Consider the following 17895-nt stretch of genomic DNA (forward strand, 5'->3'; position numbering starts at 1 on the left):
ATGGGCGAGGCTTCGGCGCAGGCGGGTACGGCGCTGCGGCTCGCCGTCTCGGCGCTGAGCGGTCATCTTAGCCGCTATGAGGCGTTGCCGGCGCTGATCGCCGATCACGACGATATCAAGGAGCTGGTGAGTCGGCCGGATGATCGCTCACTGCGCGACAATGCCAACCTCTACCTCAAGGAAATCAACGGGCTGCTGAAATCGTCCGATATTTATGTCGTGCGTCCGGATGGCGAAACGATCGCCGCCAGCAATTTTGATGGTCCCGGGAGTTTCGTTGGTGAAAACTTCAGTTACCGTCCGTATTTTCAGGAGGCGATCGGCGGGCGCCAAGCACGCTTCTATGCGCTCGGTACGACGTCGCTCAAGCGTGGCTATTATTTCTCATCACCAATCCGGGTAGACGGGAAAATCCGCGGCGTTATCGTCTTCAAGGTCGATATCGACGTAATCGAATCCTCGTGGAGCGGCGGCGAATACCGTATCTTCGTCTCCGATCCTGAAGGCATCATCTTCATGTCCGACAGCCAGGACTGGCTTTACGGCGCGATCCTGCCGCTGAGTTCGGATCGCGTGGCGCGCACCGAAGCGTCACGGCGTTATGCGAGTGCCAAGCTCGTCGAACTGCCGGTCATCCGCCATCGTTTCGAGGATCATGACCTGATGACGCTCGCCAGCGATCACGAGCAAAGCGAATATCTCGTGCTTTCGCATTATATGCCGGCCGAAGACTGGACCGTGAACGTGCTGATGGATACGAGCTCTATCCGAGCGCAGGCCCGTACCGCGCTGGTCGTCGTCTTCCTCATTCTCTGCATTGCCGCGCTGACCTTTGCCATTCTTCGGCAGCGGCGCGTGCGGCTTGCCGAGCGCCTGCAACTGCAGGCCGAGGCGCGGAACGAGCTGGAGCGGCGGGTTGATGAGCGCACGGCCGATCTTGCCCGCGTCAACAGCCGCATCGAGGAGGAGATCGCCGAGCGACGCCTGACCGAGCAGCAGCTGCGCCAGACACAGGCCGATCTCATCCAAGCGGGCAAGCTTGCCGGTCTCGGTCAGATGTCGGCAGCGCTTTCGCATGAGTTCAATCAGCCGCTTGCCGCCGCCAAGACCTATACGGACAGCGCCTATGTCCTGCTCGAACGCGGCCGCACGGCCGAAGCGCAAGACAATATCCAGCGGATCGGCGGGCTGATCGATCGGATGGCCTCCATCAGCCGGCACCTGCGCAATTTTGCGCGCAAGCCGAACGAGAAGCTCGGCCCGGTGCCGCTCGACGAGGCGATCCGCGACACGTTGGAGATCATCGCTTGGCGGTTGAAGGCGGCGGACGCCGATCTGCGACTGCATCTTGGAGCACGGCCGCCGGTGGTCAAAGCAGGTTCGGTGCGCCTTCAGCAGGTGCTGGTCAATGTGATTTCCAATGCGGCTGACGTGGTCGAGGGGCTGGAGGACAAGCGTATTGAAGTCTCGGCTTCCGAAGAGGCGGGCAGGGTGATCCTGACCGTGCGTGATCATGGGCCTGGTGTGCCGGCGGCAATCGCCGAGCGCATCTTTGATCCTTTTTTCACCACCAAGGGCGTCGGCAAGGGTCTCGGTCTCGGCCTTTCAATCTCCTATAACATCATCAAGGATTTCGGCGGCAGCTTAACCGTTTCCAACCATCCGGGAGGCGGCGCCGTGTTCTGCATCGAGCTTTCCGCAGCAGCTGGCATGATGCCGGAGGCGGCGGAATGAACGAACAAAAGATATTGCTCGTCGACGACGAAGAGGAACTGCGTCGCTCGACTGCACAGGCGCTGGAACTTTCGGGCTTCAGCGTCGAGACCTTCTCCAATGCCGATCATGTGCTGGAGCTGATCGGCTACAGTTTTCCTGGTGTCGTCGTTACCGATATCCGCATGCCCGGTATGGATGGCATGACGCTGATGCAGAAAATCCGCGAACTCGATACCGAAGTGCCTGTCATTCTCGTCACCGGCCATGGCGATGTGCAGCTCGCCGTCAAGGCGATGCGTGAGGGCGCCTATGATTTCATCGAGAAACCATTCACGCCGCAGATGCTCGCCGGTGTCATCCGCCGCGCCATGGAGCGGCGCAGCCTTGTGCTGGAAAATCGGCTGCTGAAGGCTGTTGCCGGCAAGCGTGACGACATCGAGGCGCGGCTGCCGGGGCGCACGCAGATCATGGTCGATCTGCGCTACCGCATCCGCGCGATCGGAGCGAGCGATGCCGACACGCTTGTTGTCGGCGATACTGGTGCGGGCAAGGAAGTGGTGGCCCGCGCGCTGCACGATATCAGCTCGCGGGCAAGCCGGCCCTTTGTCGCCATCAATTGTGCAGCTCTTCCGGCGAACCTGATCGAGAGTGAGCTTTTCGGGCACGAGGCCGGCGCTTTTCCGGGCGCGGTGCGGCCGCGTTATGGCAAGTTCGAGCATGGGAGAGGCGGCACCATCCTGCTCGACGAAATCGGTTCCATGCCGTTCGATCTGCAGGCGAAGTTCCTGCGGGTACTGCAGGAGAGAACGATTTCCCGCCTTGGATCGAATGAGACCGTTCCGCTCGACGTGCGGTTCATCGCCACGAGCAAAGTCGATCTGGAAGCGGAAGTCACTGGCGGCCGATTCCGCGCCGACCTCCTCTACCGGCTGAATGTCGCAACCCTTCATGTGCCGTCGCTCTCACAGCGCCGTGCCGATGTTCCGCTGCTCTTCATGCAGCTCGTCAGGGAGGCGGCTGCGCGTTACGGCAAAGACGAGATGGCCGTGCCGCCGGATGTGATTTCCGACATCGCGCAGCGGGACTGGCCGGGAAACGTCCGCGAGTTGCGCAATGCAGCAGACCGCTTCGTGCTCGGTCTCGATGGCGGCGGTCGGCTAGCCGAGGCAGCCGGGCTCGCGGAGCGCGTGGCCGAATTCGAGCGCGGCGTGATTGCGAGCGCGCTTGTCGCCCATGGCGGCAGCCTGAAACCGGTCTATGAGTCGCTTGGGATTTCGCGCAAGACGCTTTATGAAAAGATGCAGAAATACGGTCTCGACAAGAAGTTGCTGGCCAATGAGATGGCCGGCGAGATGCGTCGCGAATTCTGATCCAATGCCGAATTTCTCGATGTGATCGAACCGATCAGTGAGGCCTGACCCATTCGACGCCGGTCGAGGGCTCCAAAGTCATCAGACCCTCTCTGGCGGTTGGCCGCAAATTCTCTCTCACTTCAAATCGCCTGGAACAGACGAGGTCCGTTCTGCCCCCCAAGCGATGGATGACCTAGCGATGGGTGGATTTCCACCCATCGCTTTAACCGTTTGTTTCCAAGTCGACCCATGCTGCGGCGCACCGTCGCAAAATCGTCATTCCTTCCCTCACACCGCGATTGCGGCTGCAGGTCCCTGGCCTGCAAATGGATCATCCGAGCCGGCGCGGGAGGATGCACCGGCGGACGACCATTTTTCATGAGGGAGGAAAAGATGAAAATCCTGAAGGCCATGCTCGGCGTGACAGCAGCAGCTGCTGTTTCGCTTCTCGCCCATGCCGCTTCGGCTCAGAATTATCCCGAGCGCACCATCACCATGGTCGTGCCCTTCGCCGCTGGTGGCCCGACCGATACCGTCGCGCGCCTCGTCGCGGAATCCATGTCGAAGGATCTCGGCCAGCAGATCGTCGTCGAAAACGTCGGCGGTGCCGGTGGCACGCTCGGCGCTGGCCGGGTTGCCGCCGCCGATCCGGATGGCTACACCATCCTGCTGCACCATATCGGCATGGCGACCAGCGCCACGCTTTATCGCAAGCTTGCCTACGACCCGCTGAACGCCTTCGAATATGTCGGTCTCGTCACCGATGTTCCAATGACGATCGTTGCACGCAAGGATTTCGAACCCGCCGATCTGAAGAGCCTGATCGACTATGTGAAGGCGAACAAGGATAAGGTCACTGTCGCCAATGCCGGTATCGGTGCCGCATCCCACCTTTGCGGCATGATGTTCATGAGCGCCATCCAGACGCCGTTGACGACCGTTCCCTACAAGGGAACCGGTCCGGCCATGACCGACCTCCTTGGTGGCCAGGTCGATATCATGTGCGACCAGACGACCAATACGACGAAGCAGATCAAGGGCGGTACGATCAAGGCCTACGCCGTGACTTCGCCAGCCCGCCTCGAAGTACTCAAGGACATTCCGACCGCGGTAGAAGCCGGCCTGCCGGGCTTCGAAGTCGGTATCTGGCACGGCATTTATACGCCGAAGGGAACGCCGGCCGAAATAAACGAGCGCCTGTCGAAGTCGCTTCAGGTCGCGCTGAAGGATCCGAATGTTGGTGCCCGCTTTGCCGAACTCGGCACCGCTCCTTCGTCGGACGCAGATGCGACCCCGACAGCCCTGAAGGCCAAGCTCGAGAGCGAAATCGGCCGCTGGAAGCCCGTTATCGAAGCTGCCGGCGAATACGCGGACTAAGCCTGGCTGCTGCATTTGCCCCCTCCTTCCGCCGGGAAGGAGGGTGTTTGCGCAGCCTCCGCGACGCTCCATTCTCCAACTGCAGGAGACATTATGAAATCTCTTAGCTTCGACACCACCAATGTCATCTGCGGCGCCTTGCTCGCTGCAACTGGCGTCTTTTTCGCCTATCAGTCGCTGAACCTTGATATTGGTACGGCGCTGCGTATGGGGCCTGGTTACTTCCCGCTCGTCCTGTCAGGCATCCTCGTCCTGCTTGGTCTCATCATTCTCGTTCAGGCCGTGCGGGTTCAGGGCGAACCGATCGAGCCGCTCGCTTGGCGCGGGATGCTCTTCATCCTGCCGGCGCCGATTTTCTTCGGGCTGACGGTACGCGGACTCGGTTTTGCGCCGGCAATCTTCCTGACGTGTTTCATCGCCTGCTTCGCCTCCACTCGCATGAACGTGCTGATGGCGGTTGGCCTTTCGCTGGTGCTGACGGTCTTTTCGGTGGCGGTGTTCAGCTACGGGCTCGGGCTGCCGTTCGAACGCTTCGGTCCCTGGGTCCGGTTCTAGGAGACGGCGATGGAACTTTTCAGCAATCTCGCGCTCGGTTTTTATACGGCAGCAAGCCCGGAAAACCTGTTCTTCTGCCTGATCGGCGTGTTGCTTGGCACGTTGATCGGCGTGCTGCCGGGTATCGGTGCCACGGCGACGATCGCCATGCTGCTGCCGATCACTTTCCAGCTTGAGCCGGTCTCCTCGCTCATCATGCTGGCCGGCATCTATTACGGCGCTCAGTATGGCGGCTCGACGACGGCAATCCTCATCAACATGCCGGGTGAATCGTCCTCGGCAGTGACTGCCATTGACGGCTACCAGATGGCGCGCAAGGGCAGGGCCGGCGCGGCGCTCGCGATTGCCGCACTCGGCTCCTTTTTTGCAGGCACGGTCTCGACCTTCCTGGTGGCGATCTTTGCGCCGCCGCTGACGGCGATTGCACTTCAATTCGGTTCTGCCGAATATTTCTCGCTGATGATCGTCGGCCTCGTGTCCTCGATCGCGCTAGCCCATGGCTCGGTGGTCAAGGCGCTAGCGATGGTGGCGCTTGGGCTGCTGCTCGGTCTTGTAGGCACGGACATTTATACCGGCACGCCGCGCTTCACGCTCGGCATCCGCGAATATGCCGACGGGCTGAATTTCGTGGCACTTGCCGTCGGGGTCTTCGGTATTGCGGAAATCCTGCGCAATCTGGAAGGCGAGAAGACTCGCACCGTGTTGATGGCGAAGGTCTCGGGGCTCCTGCCGTCGAAGCAAGAGTTCAAGGAGATGATCGCACCGGTTATTCGTGGAACGGTCATTGGCTCGGCGCTCGGCATCTTGCCGGGGGGTGGCGCGATCCTTGCTTCCTTTGCTTCCTATACGATGGAAAAGCGCATGTCGAAGAAGCCGGGAGAGTTCGGCCACGGGGCGGTTGCCGGCGTTGCCGGGCCAGAGTCGGCCAACAATGCAGGGGCGCAGACCTCGTTTATTCCGCTGCTGACGCTTGGAATCCCGGCAAACCCTGTCATGGCGCTGATGGTCGGCGCGATGATCATCCAGGGAATCGTGCCGGGTCCGAATGTGGCGACGGAGCAGCCGGCGCTCTTCTGGGGCATCATCGCTTCCATGTGGATCGGCAATCTGATGCTCGTCATCCTCAACCTGCCGCTGATCGGGCTGTGGGTGAAGCTGCTGACGGTGCCATATTACGTGCTCTTTCCCGTAATCATGGCCTTCTGCTCAATCGGAGTCTATAGCGTCAATTCCAACGTCTACGACCTCTACGCCGTCGCCTTCTTCGGCCTCATCGGCTACGTGCTGGCGAAACTTCGCTGCGAGCCGGCGCCGCTGTTGCTCGGCTTCGTGCTCGGGCCGCTGCTAGAGGAAAACCTGCGACGCGCCATGATCCTGTCGCGCGGCGATGCCACGACCTTCATCACGCGGCCCATCAGTGCCACGCTGCTCGCGATCGCTGCTGCGATGTTGATCATCGTCTTCCTGCCGAGCGTCAAGCGCAAGCGGGAAGAGGTCTTCGTCGAGGAGGCATGAGGGCTTGCGCTCCCAACCTGTTTGTTGAAGAAAGGACGATCTGATGCGGGCGTCGTCGGGCGCCCGTTTCGCTTTACAGGATATCCAGGCTATGAGCATCCCCGCCCGGATCAGCAACGATCTGCCCTTCCTTACATCCCTTCGCCGCGACCTGCATGCCCATCCAGAACTTGGTTTCGAGGAGGAGCGTACCAGCAACATCGTCGCAAGGCTCCTGCAGGAGGCAGGTATCAAGGTGCATCGCGGGCTTGGGGGTACCGGTGTCGTCGGTACGCTGCAAATCGGCAATGGCACACGCTCGATCGGGCTGAGGGCGGACATGGATGCGCTCGCCATGCCGGAAACGGCGGAGCGTCCTTACAAGTCGACGGCACCCGGCAAGATGCATGCCTGCGGCCACGACGGGCATACGACGATGTTGCTCGGCGCGGCACGCTATCTGGCTGAAACGCGAAGTTTTTCCGGCACGGTGCATTTCATCTTCCAGCCGGCCGAGGAAGGCCGTGGCGGTGCGAAGCGAATGGTGGAGGATGGGTTATTCAAGCAGTTTCCTTGCGATGCCGTCTATGGGTTGCACAATATGCCAGGGCTTGCCGTGGATGAGATTGCGGTTGTCGAGGGGCCGCAGCTTGCTTCCTCAGATAGCTGGCGGATCACTTTTCGGGGTGTTGGTACGCACGGCGCAAAGCCGCATCTCGGCCGCGATCCCATTACAGCTGCCGGCACTTTCCTTTCGTCCCTGCAGACGATTGTCGGGCGCGTCGTCGATCCCCTCCAGTCAGCGGTCGTTAGCGCCTGTTCGGTAGCGGCCGGCAATCCGAAGGCATTGAACGTCATCCCAGATATCGTCGAGATCGGGGGAACCGCGCGTGCCTATTCGCCTGAGGTGCGGGACCAACTGGAAGCGGAGATCGGCCGTCTGGCGCAGGGCACGGCCGCCATGTACGGCATTCTGGCTGACTATGAATTCGAACGCCGCATTCCGCCCGTCGTCAATGACGCGGACGCGACTGCTCGGGCTCTAGGCGCCGCACAGGCGGTGTTCGGTGAAAAGGCGCGTACGAGCTTTCCGCCGTCGACCGCCGGCGACGATTTCGCTTTTTTCGGGCAGAATGCGCCCGGCTGTTATGTTTGGCTAGGCAATGGCCCGGCTATCGACGGAGCGCTCCATCATAATACAGCCTACGACTTCAATGACGATGCCCTCGGATACGGAGTGGCCTATTGGGTGTCGCTTGTGGAGCAAGAGCTCAAGGCTGAAGCGTAAGCCGCCTCAGAAGGTTTCCAGGACGGGGCTTTCCAGCACTTTGCCGGTTACGACGTCGGCAATGCCTCGATCGGTCTGGTGCGGACCGACATTGCAGGCAAGCGTCGCACCGAAGCAGGCCTTGAAGACCAGATAGGGCGGTTTCCAGTCGACGATTTTCTCCATCGCCTTGCGGATGCCGGTGAAGCCGTTGGCGGTTTCCTGCAGGGAAGCATCTGTCACAAGGCCGGAGAACGGCAGGGGCAGAAGGACTTCGACGTGCCCGTCCTTTGCTACGGCCATGCCGCCGCCGACTTCGATAACGGCATTTGCTGCAAGCGCCATGTCTCGTGCGTTTCCGCCGATAACCGTGAGGTTGTGGCTGTCATGTGAGACGGTAGTGCAGAAGGCACCGCGCCACTGACCCCAGCCGGTCAGGAAGCCTACACGCGGCCTGCCATCCATCAGCCCGTGACGATGCGCGACTGCAATCATGGCGCTGCCGGTTGGCGGCACGACGACGCCGTCGCGAATATCTGCTTCAGCTTCGCCCCATTGGGTAAAGCGCGGGCGGTCGATCGTCGCGAGGCGCGCTTTCGTACCGTTAGCGGGAATACGGAAATCATCGTCGGCGAGCGCTGTGAGCTTGACCGATTGCATCAGCGGACCGGCATCGAGCGGCTGGATGGAATCCTTAACCGCGCCATTTTCGGCAACAAGGCGGCCGTTGGCGATGACGGCGCGCGCCCTGAATTCACTTATATCCTCAAACAGCACGAGATCGGCGCGGCGGCCGGGGGCGATGAGGCCAAGGTCGGAGCGCCTCAGGCGCTGTGCGGCATTGAAAGTTGCCGCGCTCAGCGCCCATTCCGGGCGCATGCCGTAGCGCACGAGACGGCGCACTACATCGTCGAGGCCGCCATTCTCGTAGAGTTCATCCGGGAAGACGTCGTCGGTGCAGAGCGTGACGGTCGGCGGGAGATGACCGATGCTATCAAGCGCATCGGCGAATTCCTTCAATAGATGGTCGTGCGAGCCTCGCAGTTCGATCGTCATTCCGGCTGCGAGCTTCTGCAGAAGGTCGGCGCCGGAGGTGAGCTCATGATCAGAGGTCACACCGGCGGCCATAAAGGCATTGAGATCGGCGCCTTCCAAGCCACGGGCATGGCCGCAGACGAGTTTGCCTGAGGCCAGGCCGGCATTGACGATGTCAGTCATGCGTGGGTCGCCGTCGATGACGCCGCGCATGTTCATGACTTCCGCGACGCCACCGATTGTGGGCGAGCGCAGCAGTTCGGCAATGACGCCAGCATCGAAATCGGCACCGGCGACTTCCAAGCCAGGGGCGGAGGGAACACAGGAGGGAGCAAGCAGGATTACGCGCAGCGGCAGATTGCGCGAGGCTTCGATTGCCCAGCGCACGCCGTCGAGACCATGAACATTGCCGAATTCATGCGGATCCCAGACGATCGTCGTCACGCCCCGCGGCAGAACGGCCTCGGCATATTCGGCCGGCGTGACCATCGAGCTTTCGATATGCATATGCGTATCGATCAGGCCCGGGGAAATGATGCTGCCGGCCGCGTCGATCACTGTTGCAGCATCGCTGCGGCTCGCCGGGGCGTGTACGCTCGCGATCAGGGCGCCGACGAGGCCGATATCGGCCTCGCGGATCAGGCCGGTCACGGCGTCGAGGATACGGCCGCCGGTAACAAGCACATCGAAAGGGCCACTACCGCGCGCCGCAGCCACGGCGCGGGCGCGTAAGGCCGGTTCATTGAGATCGGCGGGTTCCTGTCGCGGTGTGGCGGTCATTTACGGGCCTCATTAACCAAGGCGGCGAGAATGATGACACGCGCCATATCGGCATCGATGTCAGCGGCGAACTGTGCATTGAACGTTGCATGGGTGGTACGGGTTTCGACGACCGTGCGCCCGCGCGTATGCTGCCCCTGCAATTCCACGTCGATGCGGGCAGGGCGGAAGCTCACCACCTGCGGAGCGACGAAGGCGACGGCAGCCGAGGGATCATAGATCGCCATCGAAGGACGGCCGCGGCTGGTGCCGATGCGGATATAACCGGCGAACATGTCGGCAATCAGTTCGGCATTGGCACCGCCGGCAGCGCGGACTGGATCGGCATCCTCGGGCTTTGCGAGAACCTTGCGGCAGAGATCGAGATCGACCATGCGCAGTGGCAACTTGTGTGCGATGACGATCGCCAGCGCTTCGGGGTCGGCAAGTGCGTTGAACTCCGCGGAGGCCGTATGATTGCCGGAGGTGACACCGCCGCCCATCCAGACGAGCTCGGTGATGCGGGCGGAGAGATCGGGCCGGGCAAGCACGAGTGCGGCGATATTCGTCAATGGTCCAAGCGCCAGAATGCGGTGCGGGCCTTCCAGTTCCAGCCAGCGGCAAAGCGCGACGAAGGCATCGCTATCCGGCAGGATCGGGGCAGGCGGTAGCCGTCTACCGGTCGTCGGAATGCCGCTTTCGCCGAGGATCGCCTGCGCCGTCTCAAGTTTGCCGAGCACGGGCATGTCGCGGCCGGTGTGAATCGAAAATTTCCAGCCGAAGGCCTTGGCGGCACCAGCCGCATTGGTGCGCACCCGCGGTAGCGGCGCATTGCCGAAGACCAGCGAGACGCCGTCGATATCGAGTTCGGCGTTCGTCACCACCATGATGGCGGCGATATCGTCGAAACCCATATCCGTGTCGATCCAGACACCCATGATCTCACCCGAAACGCTTTAGGCTTGCGGAAACTGCGACCGGCAAATCGAAGGCGATCGTACTGCCGAGCTTGTGCTGTGGCAGGGCGGCGTCGACTTCCGCCTTGATAGGGCCAAGCGCGCTGTCCAGCAGATACTCGCGGCTGTTGCCGGCAAAAGACGTGCCGCGCACTGTGCCTTGGAAAGGGCCAGAACCAAGGATCACCGCACGCGGCCGCCAGGCCAGGCCCGCCGCATCGTCAGGCGCTGCGGCGGAAAGCGCGACAGGGCCGTTCGGCGTCGCGAGTTTTCCGTCCTTCAGCGCAAAGATGTTTTCGAAGCCGACGAAATCGGCGACGAAGGAAGAAACAGGCTTGTTGTAGATGTCCTCGGGCGTGCCGATTTGCTCGATGCCGCCGTTCAGCATGACGATGATGCGGTCAGCAAGCGCAAGCGCTTCCGCCTGGTCGTGGGTGACGAAGATCATCGTTACGCCAGTTTCCTTCTGGACGCGTTGAAGCTCGGCACGCATTTCAAGGCGAAGGCGGGCGTCGAGGTTGGAAAGCGGCTCGTCGAGCAACAGCACTTTCGGCTCCATGACCATGGAGCGGGCGAGCGCCACGCGCTGCTGCTGGCCGCCCGAGAGTTCGCCCGGCTTGCGGCCGGAAAATTTCGCAAGGCCGACGGACTTGAGGCCGGCATTGACCTTGCCGTCCAGATCCTGGCCGCGAAGACGCTTCAGGCGCAGACCGAAGGCGACGTTTTCATAGACGGTCAGATGCGGGAAAAGCGCGTAGGACTGGAAAACCAGGCCGACGGCGCGCCTGTTGGCGGAGACGCGGGTGATCTCGGCGCCATCGAGATTGATGCGGCCGGAAGCAGGGTTCAGCAGGCCGGCAATGGCGCGCATGGTCGTCGTCTTGCCGCAGCCGGAGGGACCGAGAAGGGCCACCAGCTCGCCTTTGGCAATCGACAGGTCGAGGTCCTTCACTGCGACCGTATCGCCATAGGCGAGCGTCAGTTTGTCGAGTTGAAGGTAGGCATCAGACATAGCGAGAGAATCCCAGGAAGCGTTCGGCGAGGAAAACGATGCCGATCGAAAGGAAGGCGAGCAGCGCCGAGAGCGCGGCAACGGACGGGTCGTAGGTGGTCTCCATATAGCCCAGCATGTCGATAGGCAGCGTGCGGACGCCAGGGCCGGAGAGGAAGAGCGAGACCGGAACCTGATTGAAGCTGGTGACGAAGCCGAGGATGAAGGCGGCGAGAATGCCGCCGCGGATATTCGGCATGACCACGCGGAAGAAGGCGCCGAGCCGCGAGGAACCGAGCAATACGGCAGCTTCCTCGATATCTGAGCGCAGGTTGCCAAGGCTTGCGGACACAACACGCACCGCATAGGGCAGCACCAGAGCCGTATGGGCAAAGAACAGCGCCAATGTGATGTTGAAGCCGAAAGGTACGACCAGGTAACGCAGCAGCGCCAGACCGACGATGATGCCGGGCACAATGATCGGCAGCGAGACGATGGTTCTTACCGTCTCTGCGCCCGGCAGACGGTAGCGCGACAGGGCATAGGCGGCGGGGATGCCGAGGATGAGGGCTGCAAGCGTGCCGAAGACCGCCAGAAACATCGACATGGCAAAGCTGTCGCGGAAACTGTCGATGGTGAAGACCTTGGCCACCCAGCGCAGCGACAGGCCCTGCGGCGGGAAGGCCAGCGTATCGCCCGCCGAAAGCGAAGCGGCGATGATGATCAGGAAGGGGCCAATCAAGAAGACCAGCAGCAGGAAGAGCACGACGGGTGAGAGGAGACGGACGCTCATCGGCCGTTCCTTGCAGTGGCAAGACGCTTCAGCAGGATATTGGCGGCAAAGCTCATCACGATCAGGATGAAGGCGATGACACTCGCCGAGATGAAATTATTGGCGACGGAGACCTGCTGATACAGCAGCGTTTCCAGCATCAGCACTTTGGAGCCGCCGAGGATGGCCGGCGTGATATAGGCCGTCAGCGAGCCGGTGAAGACCAGAGTGCCGCCGACGACGAGACCTTCCTTGGTGAGCGGCAGGATAACTTTCCAGAAGACCTGGAACCAGTTGGCGCCGAGAACACGGGCGGCGGGAATGGCATCCTTCGGCATATTCTCGAGCGCGCTGATCAGCGACAGGATCATCAGCGGCAGGAAAAGCTGCAGCAGGCCGATGAAGACGGCGGTTTCGGTGAAGAGCAGGCGCAGCGGCCCCGGACTGAGCCCGAGGCCGGTGATCGCTTCATTGACGATTCCGGTGCGGCCGAGAATAACAATCCAGGCATAGGTGCGCGCGACGGGCGAAATCATCAGCGGCAGGGTGATGAGGCCGATCATGCGCCCCTTGCCCTTCGGAGGAAGATTGACGATCGCAAAGGCGGCGGCATAGCCGATAATGGCCGACACCGCAGTCACTTCCAGGCCGAGCCGGAAGGTGCGGAAGAAGACCGCGCGGTTCAGTGTCTGCGAGAAGAAATCCGTATAGGCGGCAAGCGTCCAGGTTCCACCACTGCGAAAACCCTCCGTAAGCAGGATCGCGACGGGCAGCAGGAAGACCACGGTGGCGAAGATCGCTGCCGGCAGGGTAAGCGCCAGGGCTTCTGCGCGGTTCTGAAACATGAGACGCCTTTCGAGCAGGGAGGGTCAGTCCCGGTCGGTGCCGGGACCGATTTTAGACGTAGCTTATTGGCCGACCTTTTCGTTCCATTCCTTCAGCCAGCTGCTGCGGTTGTCGAGGGCGGCTGCGGACGGGATCAGTTTCAGGCTCTTGGCAGTATCTTCGCCATAGGTGATGTTGTTGGCGACCTTATCGGAAACCTTGACCTCCTTGTTGGCAGGGCTGTCGATCATTTTCTCTGCGAGCTTGGTCTGGACCTCGGTCGAGAGCCAGAAATCCATGAACTGCAGAGCAAGGTCCTGGTTCTTCGAACCCTTGGTCAGAATTAAGACGTTCATGCCGCCGGTCTGGCCTTCCTTCGGCGTTGCCCAGGCAACGGGAAGGTCGAGCTTGGTGAAGCCTGCCCAGGAGAAACGACCGATAGGAGCGGCCCAGATTTCTTCCTGCTGCATGAGCTGCACGAGCTGGGAAGACTTTTCGTAGAAGGTGACGATCTCGTCCTTCTTTTCGCCAAGCGCTTCGATCGGTGCCTTGAGATCAGGCGTGTCCTTGCCGAGTGCGAGGCCGAGCATGTAGAGCGCCGGTGGCCCCTGGTTGGTCGTGACGTTCGGGAAGGCAACGTGACCGACATATTCGGGCTTCAAGAGATCGGCCCAGGACTCGATCTTCATCTTGTCTGAGCGGTAGGCAATCGAGGTGGCGTAAAAGGTGTAGCCGACACTCATGCCGTCGCCGTTCGGATCCTTGGCGATATCATAGAGCTTGGAGAAATTTCCGAGCTTGGACGTATCGATCTTGTCGACCAGGCCGGCGCGGGAAGCGGCAAGGCCGTCAGCCATGGAGACGGCGGCGAGATCGACCACCGGATTGGCTTTGTTGGCCTCCATCTTGGCGATACGTTCTACGCTGTTGCCGGTTTCAACAACAAGCTTGCAGCCGCACTTGGCTTCGAAAGGATCGTACACGATCGTCTTGTAGTCATCCTGCGCGAAGGCGTAGACGGAAACGGTCAATGTCCGCTCCTGCGCAGCGGCACCAAGCGGGAACAGGGCGGCCAGCGCCACCGATGCAATCAGGGCTTTCTTCATTCTACAAGTTCTCCATCTCTGAGGTTTTTGGTTGCCGGCTTCATGAGCCCGGATGACTGGCGGATGATCAGCTGCATGGGCACACGTTCGGTGTGCGCCGTAACCAGAACGCCCTCCCGTGTGCCGCTTTCGTTTATTCTCTCGACCAGCGCCGAGACGGCGATTTCGGCAATGGTATCCATGTCCATCCTCACCGTCGTCAGCGACGGCGTAACGACAGGCGACCAGATGAGATCATCGAAGCCGGTGACGCTGACATCGGCGGGCACGCTGATGCCGTCCTGCTGCAGTTCAGTCAGCGCGCGCAGAGCCTGCAGGTCGGAAAGGGCCGCAAAGGCCGTGAAGCCCTGACGCGCCTTTTCCTCAAGCCCCAGCCGGCAGCCGGCGCCTGTCTCGTGCTCCAACCGCTCGATCCAGAGCGTCTCGGAGCGCATCCCGGGCTGCAGGCCGGCCCTGATGCCGCCGGCTCGGTCATTCTGGACGTTAGACTCGCGATTATTGCCGATAATGAGGATCTGCTTATGGCCAAGGCTCGCAAGGTGGGCGGCGATCTCCTTGCCACCCTGCCAGTGATCGGCGGCGACCGTATTGCCGGGCGTGGAGGCGGTATCGATGACTGCGACCGGGCAGCTTGCGCCGGAAATGCGGGTGGCACGGCGCGGCACGATCACCATGCCGTCGACGCCACGCTCCACCAGCCGGTTGATCGCTTCGGTCTGCGCCGTGATATCGCCGCGGGAGTCGGCGATCAGCACGCCATAGCCTGCTGCGGATGCGGCATATTCGATGGCCTGAGCGATCTTCGGAAAGAGCGGATTGGCAATGTCAGGCAGGACAAGGCCGAGCACGCCGCTGCGGCCAGTGCGAAGAGCCCGGCCGGCCTGGCTCGGCACGTAGCCGAGTTCAGCAGCATGTGCGCGAATTCTTTCGATCAGGGCGTCGGATACCCGGCCCTTGCCGGAGAGGGCGTTGGAGACCGTGGCAACGGAGACGCCGAGCGACGTCGCTATCCTGCTGAGATTGGGTCCCGGGCGTTGTGAAGCCATTATTTGAGGCGCCGCGCTTAATCGTTTAATCAATTGCATAGCGTAGCGATTACGGCTTGTCGAATCCAAATTTCTCCTATGCGCATATATCTATCCCGGCAGATATTCACGCAAAGAAGCTTCTCGCCAGCCACGTTAAACTCGGTGACGTCCGTCACCCATTTCTGATTGATCGCCTGTGCGGTGAACTGCCGCTTGATGAGATCGGGGGCGGTGCGCCCGACGCTGCCCTTGTAGGAGCGGTATTGCTTCGGCCGCACCAGCGATTTCAATCCCATCTTGACCATCAGGTGCTGGACCGTCTTGTGATTGACCGCCTGTCCGAGCTGGCGGATCGCCGCCGTCACGCGCCGATAGCCATAACGGCCCTTGTGAGCGTCAAAGATGGCCTGGATCCGGTTTTTCAGTTCAGCATGCTTGTCGCAAAGCGCCGACATCTTTTGCCGATAATAGAACGTGCTGCGGGAAAGGCCCGAAAGCTTCAGCAACCCGTCAAGCGGATAGAACGGCCTTAACGCTTGGACGACTTGCGCTTTTGAGCGCTGGTTGTTTCCCGCGTTAAGGCCTCCCATTTTTTTAAGAAGGCGTTCTCCATCCGCAAATAGCTCAGTTCGGCAAGCAACTCTTCGCGGCTCTTTTTATCATCGCTACGTGAAGCGTCCGGTTCTTTGGGCCCTGGCGGCTCGGGTATTGATCGGGGCCTTCCTTTGCGGCGCGGGCTCAGGGCGTCGATCCCGCCCCGCTCATAATGTTTTTCCCAATCCGAAAGGCAACTCTTATTGCGGATGTTGAACAGCGCCGCCGTCTGGCGATACGACAGCCCATCCTCCCACATCCGCTGGAGAACCGATAGCTTGAATGCTGCATCGTAGTGGCTGAACTTCTTCGCAAGCCCCACAGCCCCGTGCGCCTCGTAGCTTGCGACCCATTTGCGAACCGTCGAATGGTCCACTCCGAAATGCGCGCCCACTTCCCGAGCGCTACGCTCGCCCTTTCGGTAAAACTCCACAACAGAAAGCTTAAAAGCCACGCTGTGTTTGGACATGCAAAACCCCCGAAGGTGGATGTCCAACTTTCGGGGGGCAGTTCAAAACCGCAGGGCTTCGAAATAACGCTATGCTAGGATCTTAGCTGCCTTTGGTAACCTTGACCGGTCCCGGACCGGTGGTCTTGCCGCCCGGAGCAAAGCCGCCACCGGTTGCGATGTTGAGTGCAGCGTAATCCTTGGCCATCTGCTGAACAGCGGCGGCAAGGCTTGCCTGAGCGAGAGAGACCTGACGCTGGGCGTCGAGAACGTCGAGCAGCGAGGAAGCGCCGTCCTTGTAGGATGCCGTCGAAAGCTCGAGGGTTTCCTGGGTCGTCCGGACCTGGGCGCGCAACGCATCAACGGTCTGGGCGTCGCGGCGAACGGCCGAAAGGGCATTCTCAACCTGCTCGACTGCTGTCAGAACGGTCTGCTTCCAGGCGAGATAGGATGCGGCTGCGTCGGACTTGGAGACGTCGACATTGGCGCGCAGGCGGCCACCATCGAGGATCGGCAGGTTCAGGGTGGGGCCGAAGGACCATGCCGACAGGCCGCCGTGTATGCCGCGCTGGTTAATGTAGCTCGGCGAGATCGAACCTGAGAGCGAGATCGACGGGTAGAGCTGAGCCTCTGCGACACCGATCTGTGCGGTAGCGGCGGCAAGGTTGCGCTCGGCCTGGCGAATATCCGGACGGTTGCGGATCAGGTCGGCCGGAATGCCGGATTTGATGCCTCCGCGGAAAGTCGGCTGACCGGAGCCACGCATCAGTTCATCCACCATCGTACCAGCCGGCTGGCCGACGAGGGTGGCGATATGATGGGCCGAAACGCGGATGTTGGTTTCGAGGCCGGGGATTTCTGCGAGCGTCGACTGGACAAGACCTTCAGCCTGCACGACGTCGAGGCGGGATGCCGCACCTGCGTCGAGCTGGAACTTGGTGAGGTCGTAGGTTTCCTGACGGGACTTCAGGTTGGCCTTCGAAAGCGCCAGGCGCTGCTGGTAGAAGCGCAGATCGATATAGGTTGAGACAAGGTCCTGGATGTAGGACAGCTTGGCGATGTCGGCACCCGCGTAAGCGGAATCAAGAGAGGCGAGGGCGCTTTCCTTGCTACGCTTGTAGAGACCGAACAGATCAAGCAGCCAGGACAGAGAAAGCTGTCCGGCGCTGGTGTTGCGGGTGTTGGGCTGGTCGCGCAGTTCGCCTGTCTGGCCACTGATGGTGTGGGAAGCGCCGACATCGAGGGCGGGCAAGGCACCGGCGCCGGCGATGGTCACGTTGGCGGATGCGGAATTGATACGCTCGATCGCTTGTTGAATCGTCAGGTTCTGGCTAAGTCCGGTCTGGACAAGGCTGTCGAGCTTGCGGTCGTTATAGGCGGTCCACCAGGCCGTGGTAGCGACATCGCCGATGCTCTTTTTGCCACCTTCACTGAATTTTCCAGGAAGCGCCATTTCAGGAGGTACGTGATCAGGGCCTACTACACAGCCCGACAGCAATAACAATAGCGCCGGTGTGGCATAACGAAGAGATACCATGCATTTTTTCCTGTAACTCGAGCAAGTCAATTCTTGTCCGAAGCGTCATGCTTCACTATCGGCCTGACGCGCCTCGTTCCTTA

Annotated in this window: 15 protein-coding genes and 1 pseudogene; 6 read left to right on the plus strand and 10 right to left on the minus strand. The window is 61.1% G+C overall.

Going from position 1 to position 17895, the window contains the following annotated elements; translation table 11 throughout:
* The 6 genes from JNB85_RS29690 (at position 1) to JNB85_RS29715 (ending at position 7782) form a co-directional block, all read left to right on the plus strand.
* Positions 1-1734 carry a sensor histidine kinase gene (locus JNB85_RS29690; RefSeq protein ID WP_223216650.1) on the plus strand — a complete coding sequence of 578 codons (1734 nt, stop codon included), beginning with the start codon at positions 1-3 and terminating at the stop codon, positions 1732-1734.
* Positions 1731-3086 carry a sigma-54-dependent transcriptional regulator gene (locus JNB85_RS29695; protein WP_220337987.1) on the plus strand — a complete coding sequence of 452 codons (1356 nt, stop codon included), beginning with the start codon at positions 1731-1733 and terminating at the stop codon, positions 3084-3086. The genes JNB85_RS29690 and JNB85_RS29695 overlap by 4 nt, the downstream gene beginning before the upstream one ends.
* A gap of 375 nt (positions 3087-3461) precedes the next feature.
* Positions 3462-4445, plus strand: a complete 984-nt coding sequence (locus JNB85_RS29700) for a tripartite tricarboxylate transporter substrate-binding protein (protein ID WP_220337988.1) — start codon at positions 3462-3464, stop codon at positions 4443-4445.
* A gap of 93 nt (positions 4446-4538) precedes the next feature.
* Positions 4539-5000, plus strand: a complete 462-nt coding sequence (locus JNB85_RS29705; RefSeq protein WP_192729327.1) for a tripartite tricarboxylate transporter TctB family protein — start codon at positions 4539-4541, stop codon at positions 4998-5000.
* Positions 5001-5009: 9 nt separating this feature from the next.
* Positions 5010-6515 (plus strand): tripartite tricarboxylate transporter permease, encoded by a 1506-nt coding sequence (locus JNB85_RS29710; RefSeq protein WP_220337989.1) that lies wholly within the window; start codon positions 5010-5012, stop codon positions 6513-6515.
* A gap of 91 nt (positions 6516-6606) precedes the next feature.
* A complete protein-coding gene (locus JNB85_RS29715) occupies positions 6607-7782 on the plus strand; it encodes a M20 aminoacylase family protein (RefSeq protein WP_220337990.1) in 1176 nt (391 codons plus the stop codon).
* 6 nt (positions 7783-7788) lie between these two features.
* On the opposite strand, the gene JNB85_RS29720 is transcribed toward JNB85_RS29715, so the two are convergent.
* The 10 genes and pseudogenes from JNB85_RS29720 to JNB85_RS29765 all read right to left on the minus strand — a co-directional run bounded on the left by JNB85_RS29720 (position 7789) and on the right by JNB85_RS29765 (position 17812).
* Positions 7789-9576 carry an adenine deaminase gene (locus JNB85_RS29720; RefSeq protein WP_220337991.1) on the minus strand — a complete coding sequence of 596 codons (1788 nt, stop codon included), beginning with the start codon at positions 9574-9576 and terminating at the stop codon, positions 7789-7791.
* Complete coding sequence (locus tag JNB85_RS29725) at positions 9573-10493, minus strand: nucleoside hydrolase (protein WP_220337992.1); 921 nt, start codon at positions 10491-10493, stop codon at positions 9573-9575. The genes JNB85_RS29720 and JNB85_RS29725 overlap by 4 nt, the downstream gene beginning before the upstream one ends.
* Before the next feature lie 4 nt (positions 10494-10497).
* Positions 10498-11523 (minus strand): ABC transporter ATP-binding protein, encoded by a 1026-nt coding sequence (locus JNB85_RS29730; RefSeq protein ID WP_220337993.1) that lies wholly within the window; start codon positions 11521-11523, stop codon positions 10498-10500.
* Positions 11516-12295: an ABC transporter permease gene (locus JNB85_RS29735; protein ID WP_220337994.1), complete on the minus strand. Its 780-nt coding sequence runs from the start codon at positions 12293-12295 to the stop codon at positions 11516-11518. The genes JNB85_RS29730 and JNB85_RS29735 overlap by 8 nt, the downstream gene beginning before the upstream one ends.
* Positions 12292-13119, minus strand: a complete 828-nt coding sequence (locus tag JNB85_RS29740) for an ABC transporter permease (protein ID WP_220337995.1) — start codon at positions 13117-13119, stop codon at positions 12292-12294. The genes JNB85_RS29735 and JNB85_RS29740 overlap by 4 nt, the downstream gene beginning before the upstream one ends.
* 63 nt (positions 13120-13182) lie before the next feature.
* Positions 13183-14205 (minus strand): ABC transporter substrate-binding protein, encoded by a 1023-nt coding sequence (locus JNB85_RS29745; protein WP_220337996.1) that lies wholly within the window; start codon positions 14203-14205, stop codon positions 13183-13185.
* A gap of 1 nt (position 14206) precedes the next feature.
* Positions 14207-15251 (minus strand): annotated as a pseudogene (locus JNB85_RS29750) (LacI family DNA-binding transcriptional regulator).
* 29 nt (positions 15252-15280) lie between these two features.
* Positions 15281-15739, minus strand: coding sequence for an IS3 family transposase (locus JNB85_RS29755; protein WP_220337998.1), 459 nt, complete (start codon positions 15737-15739; stop codon positions 15281-15283).
* Between the two features lie 23 nt (positions 15740-15762).
* Positions 15763-16296, minus strand: coding sequence for a helix-turn-helix domain-containing protein (locus JNB85_RS29760; protein ID WP_220337999.1), 534 nt, complete (start codon positions 16294-16296; stop codon positions 15763-15765).
* A gap of 82 nt (positions 16297-16378) precedes the next feature.
* Positions 16379-17812: an efflux transporter outer membrane subunit gene (locus JNB85_RS29765; protein WP_220338000.1), complete on the minus strand. Its 1434-nt coding sequence runs from the start codon at positions 17810-17812 to the stop codon at positions 16379-16381.
* Positions 17813-17895: the final 83 nt, after the last annotated feature.

The sequence above is a fragment of the Rhizobium mesosinicum genome (genome assembly GCF_019511345.1).
GTDB lineage: Bacteria > Pseudomonadota > Alphaproteobacteria > Rhizobiales > Rhizobiaceae > Rhizobium > Rhizobium mesosinicum.